Below are 18,986 nucleotides of genomic sequence, written 5' to 3'. Positions count from 1 at the left end.
ACGTAATCATAGGTCGTCATAGCCAGGTCGCAAGCATAAAAAAACCGCCGAATATTCGGCGGTTTTTTATTGGCTTAACGTCTTACATCAGCGGCTTCGCCAGTTGAACAATGTCAATCAGCGGCTGCGGATAGACACCTAACAGCAGTACCAGCAGCGCGGAGATCAGTACTACGATACCGCCTGCGCTGTATTGCCAGTTAGATGGCGCATCGCGGTTAAGTTGCTGCGGCGCGCTTAAGTACAGGCTCACTGCCACACGCAGGTAGTAGTAAAGACCAATCGCCGAACCTAATACCACGCCCGCCGTCAGCCACCACAGGTGTGCCTGCACACCGACCGCCAGCACGTAGAACTTACCGATAAAGCCGAGCGTCATCGGGATACCCGCCAGCGACAGCATCATAACTGTCATTACCGCCGACAGCACCGGACGGTGCCAGAACAGGCCGCGATAGGAGAACAGCGAGTCGGCATCCGGGCCACGGTACGGGCTGGACATCAGACTCACCACACCGAACGCGCCGAGGCTGCTGAACAGGTAACCGGCCAGGTAAACGCCCACGGTTTCCATCGACATCTCGCCGCTTTGCAGCGCAATCAGCGCCACCAGCAAATAGCCGAGGTGCGAGATTGAGGAGTAACCGAGCAGACGCTTGATGTTGGACTGGCTCAGTGCCATCAGGTTACCGAAGATGATCGACGCGAAGGCAATAACGCCCAGCACGACGCGAACGGCTTCGCTGTCACCCACCGGTGCGTACATAAACAGACGCATCACCACGCCAAAAATGGCGATCTTGCTGGCCGTTGCCAGGAAGGTGGAGACCGGCGCAGGCGCACCCTGGTAAACGTCTGGCGTCCACAGGTGGAACGGCACCAGAGAGAGTTTAAAGCCCAGACCCACGATCATCAGACCCAGACCAGTGAGCAGCAGCGGCTCGTGCAGCATCCCGTCACCCAGGCTCTTACCGATAGCCAGGAACGACAGGTTGCCGGTCTGCGCGTACACCAGCGCAATACCGAACAGCAGGAACGACGACGCTGCGGCAGACAGAATGGTGTATTTGATGCTCGCTTCAAGGGAACGCTTCTGACGGAAGGCGTAACCAATCAGGCCGAACAGCGGCAGTGAAATCAGTTCAATACCGAGGAACAGCGACGCCATATGGTTTGCGTTCGCCAGCAGAATGCCACCCAGGGCCGCAATCAGCACCAGCAGGTAGAACTCTTCTTTGTTGTCGGTATAGCCTTCAAGCCACGGATAAGCAAAGGTACAGGTCGCGAGGCTCGCCAGCAAAACCAGCCCGGTGTAAAGCATCGCATACCCGTCAACGCGCATCAGCGGTGTGACATCCATGGCTCCGGCCTGGCCTACGAACCAGAGCGAAAGTAACGCGGCGTTAAGCCCAAGTACCGACAGCGTGGCATTGAAAAAGTGATTGCGTCGCCACGCAATGGAGAGCATCACAACCACCACCGTCAATCCGACGATCAGCAGCGGTAGCAGCGCAATCAGGTGTTGTGGAGTTATTGTCATGGCGATTTACGGCCTTGTAGTAGAAGCAGAATTAACAAACCACTGCTGGATATTGCTCATCGCGGAATGCGATGTATCCAGAATCGGCTGCGGATAGAAGCCAAGCAGTACCAGAAGCACGACCAGCAACAGAATGATAAACAGTTCGCGCAGTGACATCCCCGGCATTTCTTTGCTGGCGATTTCACTTTTCGCCGGGCCGAAATACGCACGGTGCAGCATCGCCAGCGAGTAAACCGATGCGAAGACCAGACCGAACGTGGAGATCACGGTGATGACCGGTACCACTTTGTAGCTGCCGAACAGGATCATGAATTCGCCGACGAAGTTACCGGTGCCCGGCATCCCGAGGGTTGCCACAGCAAAGAACATCGACAGCGCTGGCAGCCATTTAATTTTGCTCCACAGACCGCCCATCATACGCATGTCACGGGTATGCATACGCTCGTAGAGCTGACCGCAGATGATGAACATCCCGGCGGCAGACAGACCGTGTGCGATCATCTGGATCACCGCACCCTGGTACGCCAGTTGGTTGCCCGTATAAATGGCGATCAGGACAAAGCCCATGTGCGAAACGGAGGTGTAAGCAATCAGACGTTTGATATCGGTCTGCGCGAACGCCATCCATGCACCGTAGAAAATGCCGATAACGCCAAGCCACATAGCGATAGGTGCGAACTCGGCAGACGCATTCGGGAACAGCGGCAGCGAGAAGCGCAACAGACCATAAGCAGCGGTTTTCAGCAAGATACCTGCGAGGTCAACAGAACCTGCGGTCGGTGCCTGGGAGTGTGCATCCGGCAGCCAGCCGTGCAGCGGAACCACCGGCATTTTCACCGCAAAGGCGATGAAGAAGCCCAGCATCAGCAGGTATTCGATACCGTGAGACATCGGGGTTTTCAGCAGAGCCGGATAGTCGAACGTCCAGACGCCGGTGGCGTTGTAATGCACGAACACCAGGCCCAGAATCGCAATCAACATCACCAGACCGCTCGCCTGGGTATAGATGAAGAATTTGGTCGCCGCCGTGATACGCGTTTTACCGTCAGAAGCCTTATGGCCCCAGAGCGCGATCAGGAAGTACATCGGTACCAGCATCATCTCCCAGAAGAAGAAGAACAGGAACATATCGATGGCCAGGAACACGCCGATGACGCCGCCCAGGATCCACATCAGGTTGAGGTGGAAGAAGCCCTGATATTTCTCGATTTCACGCCAGGAGCAGAGTACCGCCAGCACGCCGAGGAAGCCGGTCAGCACCACCATCAGCAATGACAATCCATCCAGCGCCAGGTGAATGCTGATGCCGAAACGTGGGATCCACGGCAGCAGGAACTCAGATTGCCACTGCGGCAGGCCTGATGCTTGAGTCAGAGAGTAGCCACCCTGCAACCAGAGTTGCAGAGAAAGCGCCAGCGTCAGTCCCATGGTGATCAGCGCGATCCAGCGCGGCATCTTCACGCCAAAGCGTTCGGTCTGCCAGCACAGGAAACCGCCAATAAAGGGGATTAGTATTAGCCAGGGTAATAACATGGCGATATGTGTTCCTTGTTTAAGTCCGGCTCAGGCTATCTTGCTCGTCATAGCGAACCCCGGCTGTGCTCGCAATCCTCACGTACTTCAGTACGCTCCGGTTACTGCGCGCAGACGGTGTTCACTCTGACTTCACCGATAACGCCTGTCCTTTTGGACCTGATTTTCAACGAATTCGAATTAAATTCACTTAATGATCAACGCAATACCATCAGCAGTGCCAGCACAACCACCGCACCGATGCTCATGGAAGCCACATACCAGCGCAGATAACCGTTTTCGCTAAACAGCAGCCCTTTGCCCGCAACGCGTGACAGGATAGCCGGAATGTTCATTACCGCGTTCAGTGGATCGCGCTTCAGCAGCCACGCAATACCGAGGAACGGCTTCACGAAGATCATGTCATACAGCCAGTCGAAGCCCCAGGCGTTGTACCACCAGGTCCCCAGCAGACGGCCCGGCGCGCTGTTGGCGATAGAGGTCACCAGCGTGCGTTTGCCCAGCCACAGCCATGCGGCAAGCAGAATGCCGACGATAGCAACCACGCCTGAGGTGATTTCCAGCATCAGAACGCGGCCATGCTCAAGCTCGGTCGTTTCCGGCAGTACGCCATGCAGCGGCGGGACGATCATTGCGCCGATAAAGGTCGACAGCACCAGCAGCACAATCAGCGGCAGGTGATGAGTGATGCCTTTAACTTCATGAGCGTGAATCTGCTCTTTACCGTGGAAGACGATGAAGATCATGCGGAAGGTATAGAGGGAAGTCATAAACGCCCCTACCAGGCCCGCAACCATCAGGTTGATGTGACCATTCGCCATCGCACCGGCAAGGATTTCGTCCTTACTGAAGAAGCCTGCGGTAATGAGCGGCAGTGCAGCCAGCGCCGCGCCCCCGACCAGGAAGCAAACATAGACCAGCGGAATGGATTTACGCAGGCCACCCATCTTGAAGATGTTCTGCTCATGATGACACGCGAGGATCACCGAACCGGATGAGAGGAACAGCAGCGCTTTAAAGAACGCATGCGTCATCAGATGGAAAATCGCCGCATCCCACGCCTGAACGCCCAGCGCCAGGAACATGTAGCCGATCTGGCTCATGGTGGAGTAAGCGAGAACACGTTTGATATCGGTCTGCACCAGCGCGGCAAAGCCTGCCAGCACCAGCGTCACCGCACCGACAATACCCACCAGATGCAGAATTTCCGGGGTCATCAGGAACAGGCCATGAGTACGGGCAATCAGGTAGACGCCCGCGGTTACCATGGTCGCGGCGTGGATCAGCGCGGAAACCGGCGTTGGGCCTGCCATTGCATCAGCAAGCCAGGTCTGCAACGGCAACTGCGCCGATTTACCGACCGCACCGCCGAGCAACATTAGCGTCGCCCAGGTCAGCATGTTATTGCCTGCTTCGAAGTGCGCAGGTGCCAGCTCGACCATTTCGCGGAAATTCAGCGTGCCCAGTTCGTTGTAAAGAATGAACAGTGCAAAGGCCAGGAACACGTCACCTACACGGGTTACCACGAAGGCTTTCATCGCGGCAGCGCCATTCTTCGGATCGGTGTAGTAGAAGCCGATCAGCAGATAGGAGCAGAGGCCCACGCCTTCCCAACCGAGGTACATCAGCAGCAGGTTGTCGCCCAGCACCAGCACCACCATGCTCGCGATGAACAGGTTGGTGTAGGCGAAGAAGCGCGAATAACCTTCTTCACCGCGCATGTACCAGGATGCGTACATGTGGATCAGGAAACCAACGCCTGTGACCACTGACAGCATGGTCAGCGACAGACCATCCAGCACCAGGTTGAAGCCGATGTTGAAATCACCGACCGCCATCCACGTCCACAGCGGTTGGCTGTACGCCTGCTGGCCGTTACTGAAGAAGTCGACGCCAACAATGGCCGTTACCAGCGCAGCCAGTCCAATGGAACCCATCCCCACGGCGGCGGAGAGGTTTTCCGACCAGCGCCCGCGGGAGAAGGAGAGCAGTAAAAAGCCAATCAATGGCAGAATAATGGTTAAGGCAAGCATGTTCATCCACGCAACTCACTTACTGAATCGATATTCAGGTTCTGGCGACGGCGATGCAGTTGCAGTAACAGCGCAAGGCCGATACTGGCTTCCGCTGCCGCAAGGGTAATTGCGAGGATATACATCACCTGACCATCCGTCTGGCCCCAGTAGCTACCGGCAACCACAAACGCCAGCGCAGCCGAGTTAATCATGATTTCCAGCCCAATCAGCATGAACAGCAGATTACGGCGGATAACCAGACCCGTCAGACCGAGAACAAACAGGATCGCGGCGAGGATCAGTCCATGTTGTAAGGGGATCATGCGTGCTCCTCCGTTTTTCTTTTCGCATCGCCTGGACGATTGCTAAGGACTTCACCGGCACGATCTTCACGACCGACATGGAAGGCCACAACCAGACCGGCAAGCAGCAGCATTGACGCCAGTTCAACAGCCAGAACGTAAGGCCCGAACAGCGAAATGCCCACGGCTTTAGCGCTAATTGGCGTACCGTCAATGCCCTGATCGTTCACACCCAGAATGGCGTAAATCATTACGCCCAGCAGCACGGCAGACAAAATCGCCGGGCCAATCCAGATTTGCGGCGTTAACCACTGGCGTTCCCGTTCAATTTCAGCACCGCCAAGGTTCAGCATCATCACCACGAACACGAACAGAACCATAATGGCCCCGGCGTAAACGATGATTTCCAGCGCCCCGGCAAAATGTGCGCCCAGTGCGAAGAACACCCCGGCAATCGCGAGAAGCGAAATGATCAGGTACAAGAGCGCATGTACCGGATTGGTGTGGGTGATCACCCGCAGCGTCGTCAGTACGGCGACCAGGCCACAGATATAAAAAGCGAACTCCATTGCCCCTCTCCTTACGGTAACAGGCCCTTGACGTCGATAGGTTTGGCTTCGTTTTCTGCGTCGCCTTTATCTTTGCCGTCGATTGCCATACCTGCCATCCGGTAGAAGTTATATTCCGGGTATTTGCCCGGACCGGAGATCAGCAGATCCTCTTTTTCGTAGACCAAATCCTGGCGCTTGTACTCGCCCAGTTCGAAGTCCGGCGTTAACTGAATCGCCGTCGTCGGACAGGCTTCTTCGCACAGGCCACAGAAAATGCAGCGTGAGAAGTTAATGCGGAAAAATTCCGGGTACCAGCGGCCATCTACCGTCTCGGCTTTTTGCAGAGAGATACAGCCTACCGGACACGCTACCGCACACAGGTTACAGGCAACGCAGCGCTCGGAACCGTCAGGATCGCGGGTTAACACGATACGGCCACGATAACGGGGAGCCAGATAAACCGGCTCTTCCGGGTACATTCGCGTTTCGCGTTTCGCAAACGCATGCAGGCCGATCATCCAGATACTGCGCACCTGGGTGCCGAAGCCCACCAATAATTCTTTTAAAGTCATGGTCTTTTCACCCCTTATTGCGCCTGCCAGAGAATGACAGCCGCGGTGCCCAGCAAGTTGAGTAGCGTCAGCGGCAGGCACACTTTCCAGCCGAAGGACATCACCTGGTCATAACGTGGACGAGGTAATGCTGCGCGAATCAAAATGAACATCATCATGAAGAACGCGGTTTTAATGGCGAACCAGATGAAGGGCGGTAAGAACGGGCCATGCCAGCCACCGAAGAACAGGGTAACCATCAGCGCGGAAATGGTGACGATACCGATGTACTCACCCACGAAGAACAGACCGAATTTCATGCCGGAATATTCAATGTGGTAACCGTCGGCCAGTTCCTGCTCGGCTTCCGGCTGGTCAAACGGGTGACGGTGACACACTGCAACGCCCGCGATAGCAAAGGTAATGAAACCAAAGAACTGCGGGATGACGTTCCAGATGTCTGCCTGGTTGTTGACGATGTCGGTCATGTTAAATGAACCCGCCTGCGCCACAACGCCCATCAGCGACAGACCGAGGAACACTTCGTAGCTCAGCGTCTGGGCAGATGCACGCATCGCCCCGAGCAGTGAGTATTTGTTGTTACTCGACCAGCCCGCGAACAGCACGGCGTAAACCGCCAGGCCTGCCATCATCAGGAAGAACAGGATACCGATGTTCAGATCGGCCACCACCCACGACGGGCTGACCGGCACAATGGCGAAGGCCAGCAGCAGCGAGGTGAAGGCGATCATCGGAGCCAGGGTGAAGATCACCCGGTCGGTGAATTTCGGGATCCAGTCCTCTTTGAAGAACATCTTGATCATGTCGGCGACGATCTGCAGCGATCCGCCCCAGCCGACACGGTTTGGTCCGTAACGGTTCTGGAAAAGACCGAGCAGGCGGCGCTCGCCGAAACTCATCAGCGCGCCGCATGTCACCACCACCAGCAGGATAACGACCGCTTTGAGAATGCTGAGCAGGATGTCAATCAACTCCGGGGTAAACCAACTCATTGCTGTGCCTCCTGCAGATCCTCAAGACGCGCACCCGCCAGCACTGGCGCGATGCCTGGCATACCCATCGGTAAGCCCACCTGCCCTGCCGTCAGCCCTTCGGAAATCACCAGCGGTAAACTGACCGTCTGACCTTCGTAGCTGAAGGCCACTTTCGCGCCGACGTTCACGCCAAGTTTCGCGGCGTCTGCCGGGTTCAGCTTGAGGTAAGGTTCCGGCATCCGGGTCTGGAAGACCGGCGAGCGCTGGGACATTTCGTCACTGCCAAACAGGTGGTAGTACGGTGCCACACGCCATTTGCCCTCTTCCGCCTGGAAGCCAGCCGGGATCAGGTCGAAGTAATCCAGACCGTTTTCGGACGCTTCAATCAGACGCACGCCCGGATCGCCATGACGCAGTTTGCCACCCACTTCGGCCTGGAATTTGTTCCATGCCTGCGGTGAGTTCCAGCCCGGTGCCCAGGCAAACGGAATTTGCGAGCGCGGTGCGGACGGCTGGTTGTTCCCTTCCATTGAGAAGGCAAACATGGTGTCTTTGTCCTGCGGCTGACGCGGTTCATGCACGCTGATGTTGGCGCGCATAGCGGTACGGCCACTGTAACGATGCGGTTCACGTGCCAGTTTCTGACCGTGAATACGGAAGCTCGCATCCGGTGCGGCATCTTTGATGCCTGTCAGTTGCGGCAGCGCTTCGATAGCTGCGTCGATGACATGATCAAGCTGCGTCCAGTCCACTTCGCGGCTTAGCACGGTGCTGTGCAGCGAGTGCAGCCAGCGCCAGCTTTCCAGCATCACAACTTTATTGTCGTAATAGGCCGGATCGTAAACCTGGAAGAAACGCTGGGCGCGGCCTTCGTTGTTGATGACCGTGCCATCGCTTTCGGCGAAGCTGGCGGTGGAGAGCACCAGATGGGCATTGTCCATGATCGCCGTGCGCTGATGGTCGATAACCATAACCAGCGGCGCTTTCGCCAGCGCTGCGTCAACGCGCGCGGCAGAAGCATGACGGTGCAGATCGTTTTCCAGGATCACCACGGCATCCGCGCGCCCGGTTTCAAGTTCAGTCAGCGCTTCATCAAGCGAACCGCCGCCGATCATACCGAGGCCAACGCTGTTCACCGCGCGGGCAATCATCGTCACGCCAACATCCGCGCCGCGACCTTTCAGGGCTTTGGCTACGTTTGCCGCCGCCTGAATCACCGCCGTGCTGCCGGCGTTGGTGCCGGAAATAATCAGCGGTTTTTTCGCGCCGCTCAGGGCCTGAACGATAACGTCAATTTTGTTTTGCAGGTCGCGGTCAATGCCTTCAACCGCCGGGGCGCTGTTATCAAGCGCATGGGCGATGGCAAAACCTAAGCGCGCCTGATCTTCAACCGGTGCACGGTAAGTCCATGCCGCGATGTCGTCCATACGCGTGCTGTCAACGTTGGTGACAAACAGCGGATGTTTGGCGCGCTGGCCGATGTTAAGGATCGCGGCAATCTGCCAGTCAGCCACTTTCTGGGCTGCGGCCATTTCACGCGCTTTACCTTTCACCGCCTGACGTACCGCCAGCGCAACGCGCGCACCGGTCTGGGTCAGATCTTCGCCGAGCACCAGTACGGCGTCGTAGGATTCAATTTCGCGCAGTGCCGGAGTATGGATACCCCCTTCACGCAGCACTTTCAGCATCAGCTCCAGGCGCTCTTGTTCGCCGCTCGCGATGCCGGTGTAGAAGTTATCGGCACCCACCAGTTCACGCAGCGCGAAGTTGCTTTCAACGCTGGCACGCGGGGAACCGATACCGATCACTTTCTTCGACTGGCGCAGAATATCTGCCGCGCCCTGCATCGCCTGCTCGGCGTTCAGCGTGATCAGGTCATCGCCACGGCGCTGAACCGGCACACGCGGACGGTCTTTCAGGTTCACATAGCCATAGCCGAAACGACCGCGATCGCAGAGAAAGTAGTGGTTAACGGTGCCGTTATAACGGTTTTCGATACGACGCAGTTCGCCGTAGCGCTCACCCGGGCTGGTGTTACAGCCTAAAGAACATTGCTGGCAGATGCTTGGTGCAAACTGCATGTCCCATTTACGGTTGTAACGCTCGGAGTGCGTTTTATCGGTGAACACGCCGGTCGGGCAGATTTCCACCAGGTTACCGGAGAACTCGCTTTCCAGCACGCCGTCTTCCGGGCGACCGAAATAGACGTTATCGTGCGCGCCGTATACCCCGAGATCGGTACCGTCTGCATAATCTTTGTAGTAACGCACGCAGCGATAACAGGCGATGCAGCGGTTCATTTCATGAGAAATGAACGGCCCCAGATCCTGATTACGGTGGGTACGCTTGGTGAAGCGGTAACGACGGAAGCTGTGACCGGTCATCACGGTCATATCCTGAAGGTGGCAGTTACCGCCTTCTTCACAGACCGGGCAGTCGTGCGGGTGGTTGGTCATCAACCACTCAACGACGCTTTCGCGGAACTGTTTTGCTTCTTCGTCATCAATGGAAATAAACGTACCGTCGGTGGCAGGTGTCATACATGACATCACCAGGCGGCCACGTGTGTCTTCCGCGTTCTGATATTGCTTCACCGCACACTGGCGGCAAGCACCGACGCTACCAAGCGCCGGATGCCAGCAAAAATACGGAATATCAAGACCTAACGAGAGACAAGCCTGTAGCAGGTTGTCCGCCCCGTTGACCTCGTAATCTTTGCCGTCTACATGAATCGTAGCCATTAGCATGCTTCCAGTTGGCCCGAAAAATCCCGGGCGTTAATCAAAATTCCTTCCGATGCCTTTTCACCCTCACCCCGGCCCTCTCCCCAGGAGAGGGAGAAGTCCGGCGATCCCCTCTCCCTCAGGAAGAGGGTCAGGGTGAGGGTGATAAAACAATTACCAGCGCGCTTTTAACAGGTTCGGCTGAATACCATTGATCGAATGGGTATTGCTGAACGGCTGTTTGATGCCAGCTTCGAATTCTTCGCGGAAATATTTAATCGCACTTTGCAGAGGCTCAACCGCGCCTGGCGCGTGTGCACAGAAGGTTTTACCCGGCCCAAGGAAACGACACAGTTGCTCAAGTGTTTCGATATCCCCAGGCTGGCCTTCGCCACGCTCAATGGCGCGCAGAATTTTCACGCTCCACGGCAGTCCGTCACGGCACGGCGTACACCAGCCGCACGATTCGCGGGCGAAGAACTCTTCCAGGTTACGCACCAGCCCCACCATGCCAATTTCATGGTCAACGGCCATCGCCAGCGCAGTACCTAAACGGCTGCCTGCTTTACCGATGCTTTCAAATTCCATCGGCAGATCAAGGTGCGATTCGGTCAGGAAGTCGGTCCCTGCCCCGCCTGGCTGCCAGGCTTTGAATTTCAGGCCATCGCGCATACCACCCGCGTAATCTTCGAGGATCTCACGCGCGGTGGTGCCAAACGGCAGTTCCCAGAGGCCTGGGTTTTTCACGCGGCCTGAGAAGCCCATCAGCTTGGTACCAGCATCTTTGCTTTTCGAGATGTTCTGGTACCACTCAACGCCGTTCGCGAGGATGGCCGGAACGTTGCACAGGGTTTCGACGTTGTTTACACAGGTCGGTTTACCCCATACGCCGGAGCTTGCCGGGAATGGCGGCTTGGAACGCGGGTTGGCGCGGCGGCCTTCCAGCGAGTTAATCAGTGCGGTTTCTTCACCGCAGATATAACGCCCTGCCCCGGTGTGCACGAACAGTTCGAAATCAAAGCCGGTGCCGAGAATGTTTTTGCCAAGCAGACCCGCTTCGGTGGCTTCAGCGATCGCGCGGCGCAGGTGCACAGCCGCTTCGATGTACTCGCCACGCAGGAAGATGTAGCCGCGATACGCTTTCAGCGCGAACGCGGAAATCAGCATGCCTTCCACCAGCAGGTGCGGCAATTGCTCCATCAGCAGACGGTCTTTATAGGTGCCCGGTTCCATTTCATCGGCGTTACACAGCAGGTAACGGATGTTCATGGATTCGTCTTTCGGCATCAGGCTCCACTTGAGACCCGTAGAGAAGCCCGCGCCGCCACGGCCTTTCAGACCGGAATCTTTTACCGCGTTGACGATATCATCCGGGGCCATGCCGAGGAGCGCCTTACGCGCGCCTTCGTAGCCGTTTTTGCTCTGGTATTCTTCGAGCCACACCGGCTGTTTGTCATCGCGCAGACGCCAGGTCAGCGGATGCATCTCGGGAGTACGGATAACGTTTTTCATTTATACCGCTCCAGCAGGTCAGGGATACCTTCCGGCGTCAGATGGCTGTGAGTGTCCTCATCAATCATCATGTTCGGGCCTTTGTCGCAGTTCCCCAGGCAGCAGGTCGGCAGCAGCGTGAAGCGACCGTCGAACGTGGTCTGCCCCGGCTTGATGTTGAGCTTTTGCTCAAGCGCTGCCTGAATGCCCTGATAACCGGTGATGTGACACACTACGCTGTCGCAGTAGCGGATCACATGGCGACCGACCGGCTGACGGAAAATCTGGCTGTAAAACGTGGCCACGCCTTCAACGTCGCTTGCCGGAATGTCCAGCACTTCAGCAATGGCATAAATCGCGCCATCCGGCACCCAGCCACGCTGCTTCTGGACGATTTTCAGCGCTTCAATGGAGGCCGCACGCGGATCTTCGTAGTGATGTTTTTCGTGCTCAATGGCGTCACGCTCTGCCGCACTCAGCTCAAAAGCCTCACTCTGTGGTTGTTGATTTTCGTGCATAATTAGCGGTCCACATCTGACATAACAAAATCAATACTACCCAGATAGACGATCAGGTCCGATACCAGGCTGCCGCGGATCGCCGACGGGATTTGCTGCAAATGCGCAAAGCTCGGCGTACGCACGCGGGTGCGGTAACTCATGGTGCTGCCATCGCTGGTCAGGTAGTAACTGTTAATACCCTTGGTTGCCTCAATCATCTGGAAGGATTCGTTGGCCGGCATGACCGGGCCCCACGATACTTGCAGGAAGTGAGTAATCAGGGTTTCGATATGTTGCAGCGTGCGCTCTTTCGGCGGCGGCGTCGTCAGCGGGTGATCCGCTTTGAACGGGCCTTCCGGCATGTTGCGGTAACACTGCTCAAGAATGCGCAGACTCTGACGCAGTTCTTCAACTTTCAGCATCACGCGGGTGTAGCAGTCGGATACCCCACCGCCCAGCGGCACTTCAAAGTCAAAGTTTTCATAGCCAGAATAAGGACGCGCTTTACGGATATCGAAGTCGATACCGGTTGCACGCAGGCCTGCACCGGTGGTGCCCCACTCCAGCGCTTCTTTCGCGCCGTAGGCAGCCACGCCCTGAGAGCGGCCTTTCAGAATGGTGTTACGCAGCGCCGCTTTCTCGTAAGAATCCAGACGCTTCGGCATCCAGTCGAGGAATTCACGCAGCAGGCGATCCCAACCGCGCGGCAGATCGTGCGCCACGCCGCCGATGCGGAACCAGGCCGGGTGCATACGGAAACCGGTGATCGCTTCGACCAGATCGTAGATTTTCTGACGGTCGGTAAACGCAAAGAACACCGGCGTCATGGCACCGACGTCCTGAATAAACGTGGAGATATACAGCAGGTGGCTGTTGATGCGGAACAGCTCAGAGAGCATGACGCGGATAACGTCAACGCGCTCCGGCACTTTGATGCCCGCCAGTTTCTCAACCGCCAGCACGTACGGCATTTCGTTCACGCAGCCGCCGAGATACTCGATACGGTCAGTGTACGGAATGTAGCTGTGCCAGGACTGACGCTCACCCATTTTCTCAGCACCACGGTGGTGGTAGCCGATATCCGGGACGCAATCGACAATCTCTTCGCCGTCGAGCTGAAGAATAATACGGAATGCACCGTGCGCAGACGGGTGGTTCGGGCCGAGGTTCAGGAACATGAAGTCCTCGTTCTCGGTGCCACGCTTCATGCCCCAGTCTTCCGGCTTGAAGGTCAGCGCTTCCATCTCCAGATCCTGCTTGGCTTTGGTCAACTCAAACGGATCGAATTCGGTGGCGCGCGCCGGGTAGTCTTTACGCAGCGGATGGCCTTCCCACGTTGGCGGCATCATGATGCGCGTCAGGTGCGGGTGGCCTTCGATATTGATGCCAAACATTTCCCATGTTTCACGCTCATACCAGTTAGCGTTGGGGAAAAGTTTGGTAAAGGTCGGCACGTTCAGGTCGTTTTCGGACAATGCCACCTTGAGCATAATGTCGCGATTACGCTCAATAGAAATGAGATGGTAGAAAACGGAAAAATCCGCGGCGGGTAAACCGTCACGGTGCGTGCGCAGACGTTCGTCCATGCCGTGTAGGTCATACAGCATGACGTAAGGTTTTGGTAATTTCTTGAGGAAATCACCCACTTCCAGTAACTGTTCGCGCTTCACCCAAACAACAGGTACCCCGGTGCGGGTAGGCTGAACGGTAAAGGCATCCGGCCCAAAACGGTTGCGCAATTCGCCGATGACCGGATCATCCAGGTGATCCCGAGTCTGCCATGTGGCTTCTTGCGCGGTTAAGTCGGTCATATTGTTCACCATTGCAAATGGTCCGTGGTGACTGTCGGGCGTGGCTTCGCGCTATAGGATTATTATGCGAAGGATCGTTCCACGGCCCGCAGGCGCAAATTAAATCTCGTCAGGTGTACGCAGATTGGTAACAGCAATGCGTTCGCCGCGTTTGCGCTCGCGCTCTGACTGCATGTTGGCGCGATACACGCCCTGATCGCCAACCACCCATGAGAGCGGACGACGTTCTTTACCAATGGATTCCTGTAACAGCATCAGCGCTTGCATATACGCTTCCGGGCGCGGCGGACAACCAGGGATGTACACATCCACCGGGATAAATTTATCAACGCCCTGCACTACCGAATAAATGTCGTACATACCGCCAGAGTTTGCACAGGCTCCCATCGAGATAACCCATTTTGGCTCCAGCATTTGATCGTACAAACGCTGAATAACCGGTGCCATTTTCGTAAAGCAGGTACCAGCGACGACCATCAGGTCAGCCTGACGCGGGGAAGCACGCAAAACCTCTGCACCAAAGCGCGCAACGTCATGCACCGCAGTGAATGACGTCACCATTTCAACGTAGCAGCATGAAAGGCCGAAGTTATAAGGCCAGATTGAGTTTTTACGGCCCCAGTTCACCATATCGTGCACGGCATTTTCGAGCTTGCCCATGTACACGCTTTTGTTGACTTCTTGCTCAAGGGGGTCGGTTACGATCTCCTGTTTTTGCAGGGGGTAACGGTCGTTCTCACCGTTAGGATCTATGCGGGTGAGCGTATAATCCATCTTATTGCCTCGCTGTTAGCGTTGACGGTTAGCGTTACTGTTGACTTCCGGATTGAGACGCTCACGACGTGAACGCGCAGGCGTCCAGTCAAGCGCACCAATGCGCACCAGATAAACCAGTCCGGCCAGTAGCACTAAAATGAAAATTGCGGCCTCAACAAAGCCGACCCAACCGCTTTCGCGAATGGAAGTTGACCATGCGTAGAGATAGAGCGCTTCAACGTCAAAGATGACGAAGAACATAGCTACCAGATAAAACTTGGCAGACAAGCGCAAACGGGCCGATCCGACGGAGTCGATACCCGACTCAAACGGCGTGTTCTTGTGCCTGGCGCGGGCTCTACCGCCTAAGAACCAGCCACCTACCAACATCAGGCAGCACAGGCCTATAGCAACAATAAGAAAGATAGCGAATGCCCAGTGATGAGCGATGATTTCAGTGGATGTTGACATACTCATTGCTTACTCATCAAAAGTAGCGCTAAAACCTCTGCTCTTTTCGGCAGATGAACGCCACATCGATTCATGGGGAGGAACAAAAAAAACCCTACACGTACTGTCTGAATTAGCCAGGCAGGTCAATGATGCGGTTTTTTACTCCTTTCTATAACCTTTTGTCAACTTAACAAAAGTTTCCTCACATTAGTTTACATCGGCAGCATTTCATTAACATTTAATGCTTTTTTCTTCTCCAGCGTGAAAACCTGAGTGCAGGCACGCGGCTGTTGAATCGTGTCCGTTGTGAGGATTAACAAGTATTACCCTCTTATTTTGACAGGATTTCCAAAGGATTCCTCCCCCTAAATGGGAGTATTTTCTTGATCTGTGACACGCTTTTGTTAATTCATACAAAAAATCGGCAACAAAACTACGCGTTTTTTAACATGAGTCAGGGCTAAGTATAACGTGAACGAATAGAAACAGCAGAAAGATTGGCAGAGGTTAACTCATTGAAAGTAAAAGGTAACCAGCAGAAAAATGAAAAATTTAGCGCCCGAAGAGCATTTATAATGCCAAAGGCAGCTTTTAGGCTGCCTTTGGTTACATCGCATGCTTACATTTTGTTACCAGTTAATGAAGCAGCGTTTATTCAAAATCACCTTCGACAATCAGCGAGCTGCCTCCCCCTTCGGGAGTAACATTGCCGTATTGCCAGGGATTTTGCCAGGTTTCCATTGCCTGAAAAATCACCTGCGCGAGTTCACTCTGGCTTTGCGGATTATGGCATAAAAAATATTCGGTATCCGGCAATGCCGGTAATCCGTCAGACTGTGCCAGTACGCGTAAATCAGGTCCCATCATTTCAACAGGCCGGGCGGTGACGCCCAGACCGGCCTTGACTGCCGCTTTAACCGCCGAAAGCGTTGACGCCGCATAAGCGATACGCCACGGAGTCTGCGCTGCATTCAATGCCTGAATCACCTTGTCACGGAACGGGCTTGGATCCTCCAGCAAGACCAGAGGAACAGGTTCACCCTTTTGCAGCATGTATTCTGCGGCACAATACCAGTGGGTCGGTGAATTACGCAGCGTCAGGCAGTCATAAGTACCCGGACGGTATGTCGTCACCACCAGATCCACCTTCTGCTCTTGTAGCATGTCGATGATGAAAGGACTGCGTTTCACCTGCACTTCCAGTGCCAGCTTCGGATAGACGGAACTGATGCGATTGAGGAGGAACGGCAGAATAGTATCTGCTGATTCATCTGACGCACCAATCGTCAGCACGCCCTGAAGGTTGCTGAACATGAGCGACGTACAGGCCTCATCATTAAAGCGTAAAATTTTTCTCGCGTAGCCTAAAAGCTGAATGCCGTGTTCGGTCAGGAGCTTATTACGACCATGGCGAGCAAACAGTTCCTTACCCACTAACTGTTCCAGACGTTGCATTTGCTGACTCACCGCAGACTGAGTACGGCAAACAGCGGTAGCGGCTGCTGCGAAGGTATTCAGATCGGCGACCGCAACGAACGTTCTTAGCAGATCGAGGTCGAGATTAATTATCGGACGATTTGCATTTATCATATGTTTTCACTTACAGACAGCAGGTGATTTGCTGACTGGTCTTTGCTGTGTTCAGAAAATTGAAGCAATTCCATTTGAAACATGCATCCTGCAAGGTCAGAGCTCGCAACGCGAACAGACCCGTATTAAGTATCTATTTCACAGTTGGGATAAACCCTACTGCGTTACGATGTTATTTTGTCAATTCCTAAGCCTTTGATATTTACAAATCAACAGCGCGCTGTAAATGCTTATGCAAATTTACATTGTTATGAGGTTACATAGCCCATAACGGAAATTATATTGTGCTGTGACTTTGCTGGAGCCTTATGCCCTAAAAGCCATAGTTAACAATAAATTAAGCTGGAATGTTACAGAAAAAAGGACGCATTATGCAGCCTGGTCACATTTTCTGAGCTCTATCCTACCGCATTAACCGTATATTTATAAGTACCATTGCGGATAATCGGGACTCTACCGCCCAGGCATTGTAGCTAATTCTTATTAATATTTTCCATTACGAAGACCTCATAGATCGATATTAAATTATTATTAATACCTAATTACAGGAATGGTTAATATAATTTAACATTGCCTTTTCTACATCTGCTCACATAAGAGTGAAGGTAAAGCTATGACCGGGTTTACGCAAGCGTACTTTGTAAATGTTACGAGGCGCATCCCAAACGCCCGCTAAACGTAAGCACCCGTAGAGTAAATAAATCGATTAATAATAAAATTATTAGCATCAGGCACTACCAATTTGCCTTTAATGACGATTTTCACAGGTAATTCTTACCAAATACAGTGACCCGATGCTGCGCTATCGCGGGTATTAAGACAAAATCTTCTTCTGCAAAGCCTTCTAAACTGCCATCCGGGGGAGTACATTGTTCCGTGCTGACTTCCACGGCAGGGAGTGGCAATAACGGCTAAAAGGTTGAAGGTTCATGTCCCCCATTGAAAAATCCAGCAAATTAGAAAACGTCTGTTACGACATCCGTGGCCCGGTTCTGAAAGAAGCGAAACGCCTGGAAGAAGAAGGCAACAAAGTTTTAAAACTGAATATTGGCAATCCTGCGCCATTCGGCTTTGACGCCCCGGATGAAATCCTTGTGGATGTTATTCGTAATCTCCCTACCGCTCAGGGCTATTGCGACTCCAAAGGACTCTACTCGGCGCGTAAAGCGATCATGCAACATTATCAGGCGCGCGGGATGCGTGACGTCACCGTTGAAGATATTTATATCGGCAATGGCGTGTCTGAGTTAATTGTGCAGGCCATGCAGGCGCTGCTGAACAGCGGTGACGAAATGCTGGTTCCTGCACCGGACTACCCGCTGTGGACGGCGGCGGTATCGCTCTCTGGCGGCAAAGCCGTGCATTACCTGTGTGATGAATCTTCTGACTGGTTCCCGGATCTGGATGATATTCGCGCTAAAATCACCCCCCGCACGCGCGGCATTGTGATCATCAACCCGAACAACCCAACCGGCGCGGTGTATTCCAAAGAACTGCTGCTGGAAATCGTGGAAATCGCCCGCCAGCATAATCTCATTATTTTTGCTGATGAGATTTACGACAAAATTCTGTATGACGAAGCCGAGCACCACTCCATTGCGCCACTGGCTCCGGATCTGCTGACCGTTACGTTTAACGGTCTGTCAAAAACCTATCGCGTCGCCGGGTTCCGTCAGGGCTGGATGGTATTAAACGGCCCGAAAAAGCATGCGAAAGGCTACATTGAAGGGCTGGAAATGCTGGCCTCGATGCGCTTGTGCGCCAACGTACCGGCTCAGCACGCTATCCAGACGGCGCTGGGGGGTTATCAGAGCATTAGTGAATTTATCGTGCCGGGCGGCCGCCTGTATGAACAGCGTAACCGTGCATGGGAGCTGATCAACGATATTCCGGGCGTTTCCTGTACTAAACCGAAAGGTGCGTTGTACATGTTCCCGAAAATCGACGCGAAGCGCTTTAATATTCACGACGATCAGAAAATGGTGCTCGATTTCCTGCTCCAGGAAAAAGTACTGCTGGTACAAGGCACAGCCTTTAACTGGCCGTGGCCGGATCATGTGCGTATCGTCACGCTGCCGCGCATGGACGATCTGGAAATGTCCATCACCCGTTTTGGTCGTTTCCTGTCGGGTTATCACCAGTAACCGCCTCTCCGGGGAAGATTTGCATCTT

15 protein-coding genes are annotated in these 18,986 nt (G+C 54.5%); 1 reads left to right on the top strand and 14 read right to left on the bottom strand.

Annotated features, from left to right (window positions below; genetic code table 11):
• Positions 1-82: 82 nt before the first annotated feature.
• From nuoN to lrhA, 14 genes are all read right to left on the bottom strand, one after another.
• Positions 83-1,540 (bottom strand): NADH-quinone oxidoreductase subunit NuoN, encoded by a 1,458-nt coding sequence (gene nuoN / locus BM373_RS01330; protein WP_090458558.1) that lies wholly within the window; start codon positions 1,538-1,540, stop codon positions 83-85.
• A 6-nt stretch (positions 1,541-1,546) separates the two neighbouring features.
• Complete coding sequence (gene nuoM, locus BM373_RS01325) at positions 1,547-3,076, bottom strand: NADH-quinone oxidoreductase subunit M (protein WP_090458556.1); 1,530 nt, start codon at positions 3,074-3,076, stop codon at positions 1,547-1,549.
• A gap of 197 nt (positions 3,077-3,273) precedes the next feature.
• Entirely contained in the window at positions 3,274-5,115 is a 1,842-nt protein-coding gene (gene nuoL / locus BM373_RS01320; RefSeq protein WP_090458553.1) for an NADH-quinone oxidoreductase subunit L, read from the bottom strand.
• Positions 5,112-5,414 (bottom strand): NADH-quinone oxidoreductase subunit NuoK, encoded by a 303-nt coding sequence (gene nuoK, locus BM373_RS01315; RefSeq protein ID WP_090458551.1) that lies wholly within the window; start codon positions 5,412-5,414, stop codon positions 5,112-5,114. The genes nuoL and nuoK overlap by 4 nt, the downstream gene beginning before the upstream one ends.
• A complete protein-coding gene (gene nuoJ / locus BM373_RS01310) occupies positions 5,411-5,962 on the bottom strand; it encodes an NADH-quinone oxidoreductase subunit J (protein WP_090458550.1) in 552 nt (183 codons plus the stop codon). Before nuoJ ends, nuoK begins: the two co-directional genes overlap by 4 nt.
• Positions 5,963-5,973: 11 nt before the next feature.
• Positions 5,974-6,516, bottom strand: coding sequence for an NADH-quinone oxidoreductase subunit NuoI (gene nuoI / locus BM373_RS01305; RefSeq protein WP_090458548.1), 543 nt, complete (start codon positions 6,514-6,516; stop codon positions 5,974-5,976).
• Positions 6,517-6,530: 14 nt separating this feature from the next.
• Positions 6,531-7,508 carry an NADH-quinone oxidoreductase subunit NuoH gene (gene nuoH / locus BM373_RS01300; protein ID WP_090458545.1) on the bottom strand — a complete coding sequence of 326 codons (978 nt, stop codon included), beginning with the start codon at positions 7,506-7,508 and terminating at the stop codon, positions 6,531-6,533.
• Positions 7,505-10,231 carry an NADH-quinone oxidoreductase subunit NuoG gene (gene nuoG / locus BM373_RS01295; RefSeq protein ID WP_143102608.1) on the bottom strand — a complete coding sequence of 909 codons (2,727 nt, stop codon included), beginning with the start codon at positions 10,229-10,231 and terminating at the stop codon, positions 7,505-7,507. Before nuoG ends, nuoH begins: the two co-directional genes overlap by 4 nt.
• A gap of 156 nt (positions 10,232-10,387) precedes the next feature.
• Complete coding sequence (gene nuoF / locus BM373_RS01290; RefSeq protein WP_090458539.1) at positions 10,388-11,725, bottom strand: NADH-quinone oxidoreductase subunit NuoF; 1,338 nt, start codon at positions 11,723-11,725, stop codon at positions 10,388-10,390.
• Positions 11,722-12,222 (bottom strand): NADH-quinone oxidoreductase subunit NuoE, encoded by a 501-nt coding sequence (gene nuoE, locus BM373_RS01285; protein WP_090458537.1) that lies wholly within the window; start codon positions 12,220-12,222, stop codon positions 11,722-11,724. The genes nuoF and nuoE overlap by 4 nt, the downstream gene beginning before the upstream one ends.
• A 2-nt stretch (positions 12,223-12,224) precedes the next feature.
• A complete protein-coding gene (gene nuoC, locus BM373_RS01280; protein WP_090458535.1) occupies positions 12,225-14,027 on the bottom strand; it encodes an NADH-quinone oxidoreductase subunit C/D in 1,803 nt (600 codons plus the stop codon).
• Between the two features lie 87 nt (positions 14,028-14,114).
• Positions 14,115-14,789 (bottom strand): NADH-quinone oxidoreductase subunit NuoB, encoded by a 675-nt coding sequence (gene nuoB / locus BM373_RS01275; protein WP_090458534.1) that lies wholly within the window; start codon positions 14,787-14,789, stop codon positions 14,115-14,117.
• 15 nt (positions 14,790-14,804) lie between these two features.
• Positions 14,805-15,248, bottom strand: coding sequence for an NADH-quinone oxidoreductase subunit NuoA (gene nuoA, locus BM373_RS01270; protein WP_090458531.1), 444 nt, complete (start codon positions 15,246-15,248; stop codon positions 14,805-14,807).
• 627 nt (positions 15,249-15,875) lie between these two features.
• Positions 15,876-16,814, bottom strand: a complete 939-nt coding sequence (lrhA, locus tag BM373_RS01260) for a transcriptional regulator LrhA (RefSeq protein ID WP_090458527.1) — start codon at positions 16,812-16,814, stop codon at positions 15,876-15,878.
• 929 nt (positions 16,815-17,743) lie between these two features.
• Here lrhA and alaA point away from each other — a divergent pair.
• Positions 17,744-18,958, top strand: a complete 1,215-nt coding sequence (gene alaA / locus BM373_RS01255; protein ID WP_090458523.1) for an alanine transaminase AlaA — start codon at positions 17,744-17,746, stop codon at positions 18,956-18,958.
• Positions 18,959-18,986: the final 28 nt, after the last annotated feature.

It is taken from the genome of Enterobacter sp. kpr-6 (genome assembly GCF_900116015.1).
GTDB lineage: Bacteria > Pseudomonadota > Gammaproteobacteria > Enterobacterales > Enterobacteriaceae > Enterobacter_D.
This window is presented reverse-complemented; position numbering and strand designations above follow the sequence as displayed.

What these genes read in the sequence shown, in the direction of transcription:
- nuoN (WP_090458558.1), bottom strand. Translation starts at nt 1,540, where the DNA reads ATGACAATAACTCCACAACACCTGATTGCGCTGCTACCGCTGCTGATC.
- nuoM (WP_090458556.1), bottom strand. Translation starts at nt 3,076, where the DNA reads ATGTTATTACCCTGGCTAATACTAATCCCCTTTATTGGCGGTTTCCTG.
- nuoL (WP_090458553.1), bottom strand. Translation starts at nt 5,115, where the DNA reads ATGAACATGCTTGCCTTAACCATTATTCTGCCATTGATTGGCTTTTTA.
- nuoK (WP_090458551.1), bottom strand. Translation starts at nt 5,414, where the DNA reads ATGATCCCCTTACAACATGGACTGATCCTCGCCGCGATCCTGTTTGTT.
- nuoJ (WP_090458550.1), bottom strand. Translation starts at nt 5,962, where the DNA reads ATGGAGTTCGCTTTTTATATCTGTGGCCTGGTCGCCGTACTGACGACG.
- nuoI (WP_090458548.1), bottom strand. Translation starts at nt 6,516, where the DNA reads ATGACTTTAAAAGAATTATTGGTGGGCTTCGGCACCCAGGTGCGCAGT.
- nuoH (WP_090458545.1), bottom strand. Translation starts at nt 7,508, where the DNA reads ATGAGTTGGTTTACCCCGGAGTTGATTGACATCCTGCTCAGCATTCTC.
- nuoG (WP_143102608.1), bottom strand. Translation starts at nt 10,231, where the DNA reads ATGGCTACGATTCATGTAGACGGCAAAGATTACGAGGTCAACGGGGCG.
- nuoF (WP_090458539.1), bottom strand. Translation starts at nt 11,725, where the DNA reads ATGAAAAACGTTATCCGTACTCCCGAGATGCATCCGCTGACCTGGCGT.
- nuoE (WP_090458537.1), bottom strand. Translation starts at nt 12,222, where the DNA reads ATGCACGAAAATCAACAACCACAGAGTGAGGCTTTTGAGCTGAGTGCG.
- nuoC (WP_090458535.1), bottom strand. Translation starts at nt 14,027, where the DNA reads ATGGTGAACAATATGACCGACTTAACCGCGCAAGAAGCCACATGGCAG.
- nuoB (WP_090458534.1), bottom strand. Translation starts at nt 14,789, where the DNA reads ATGGATTATACGCTCACCCGCATAGATCCTAACGGTGAGAACGACCGT.
- nuoA (WP_090458531.1), bottom strand. Translation starts at nt 15,248, where the DNA reads ATGAGTATGTCAACATCCACTGAAATCATCGCTCATCACTGGGCATTC.
- lrhA (WP_090458527.1), bottom strand. Translation starts at nt 16,814, where the DNA reads ATGATAAATGCAAATCGTCCGATAATTAATCTCGACCTCGATCTGCTA.
- alaA (WP_090458523.1), top strand. Translation starts at nt 17,744, where the DNA reads ATGTCCCCCATTGAAAAATCCAGCAAATTAGAAAACGTCTGTTACGAC.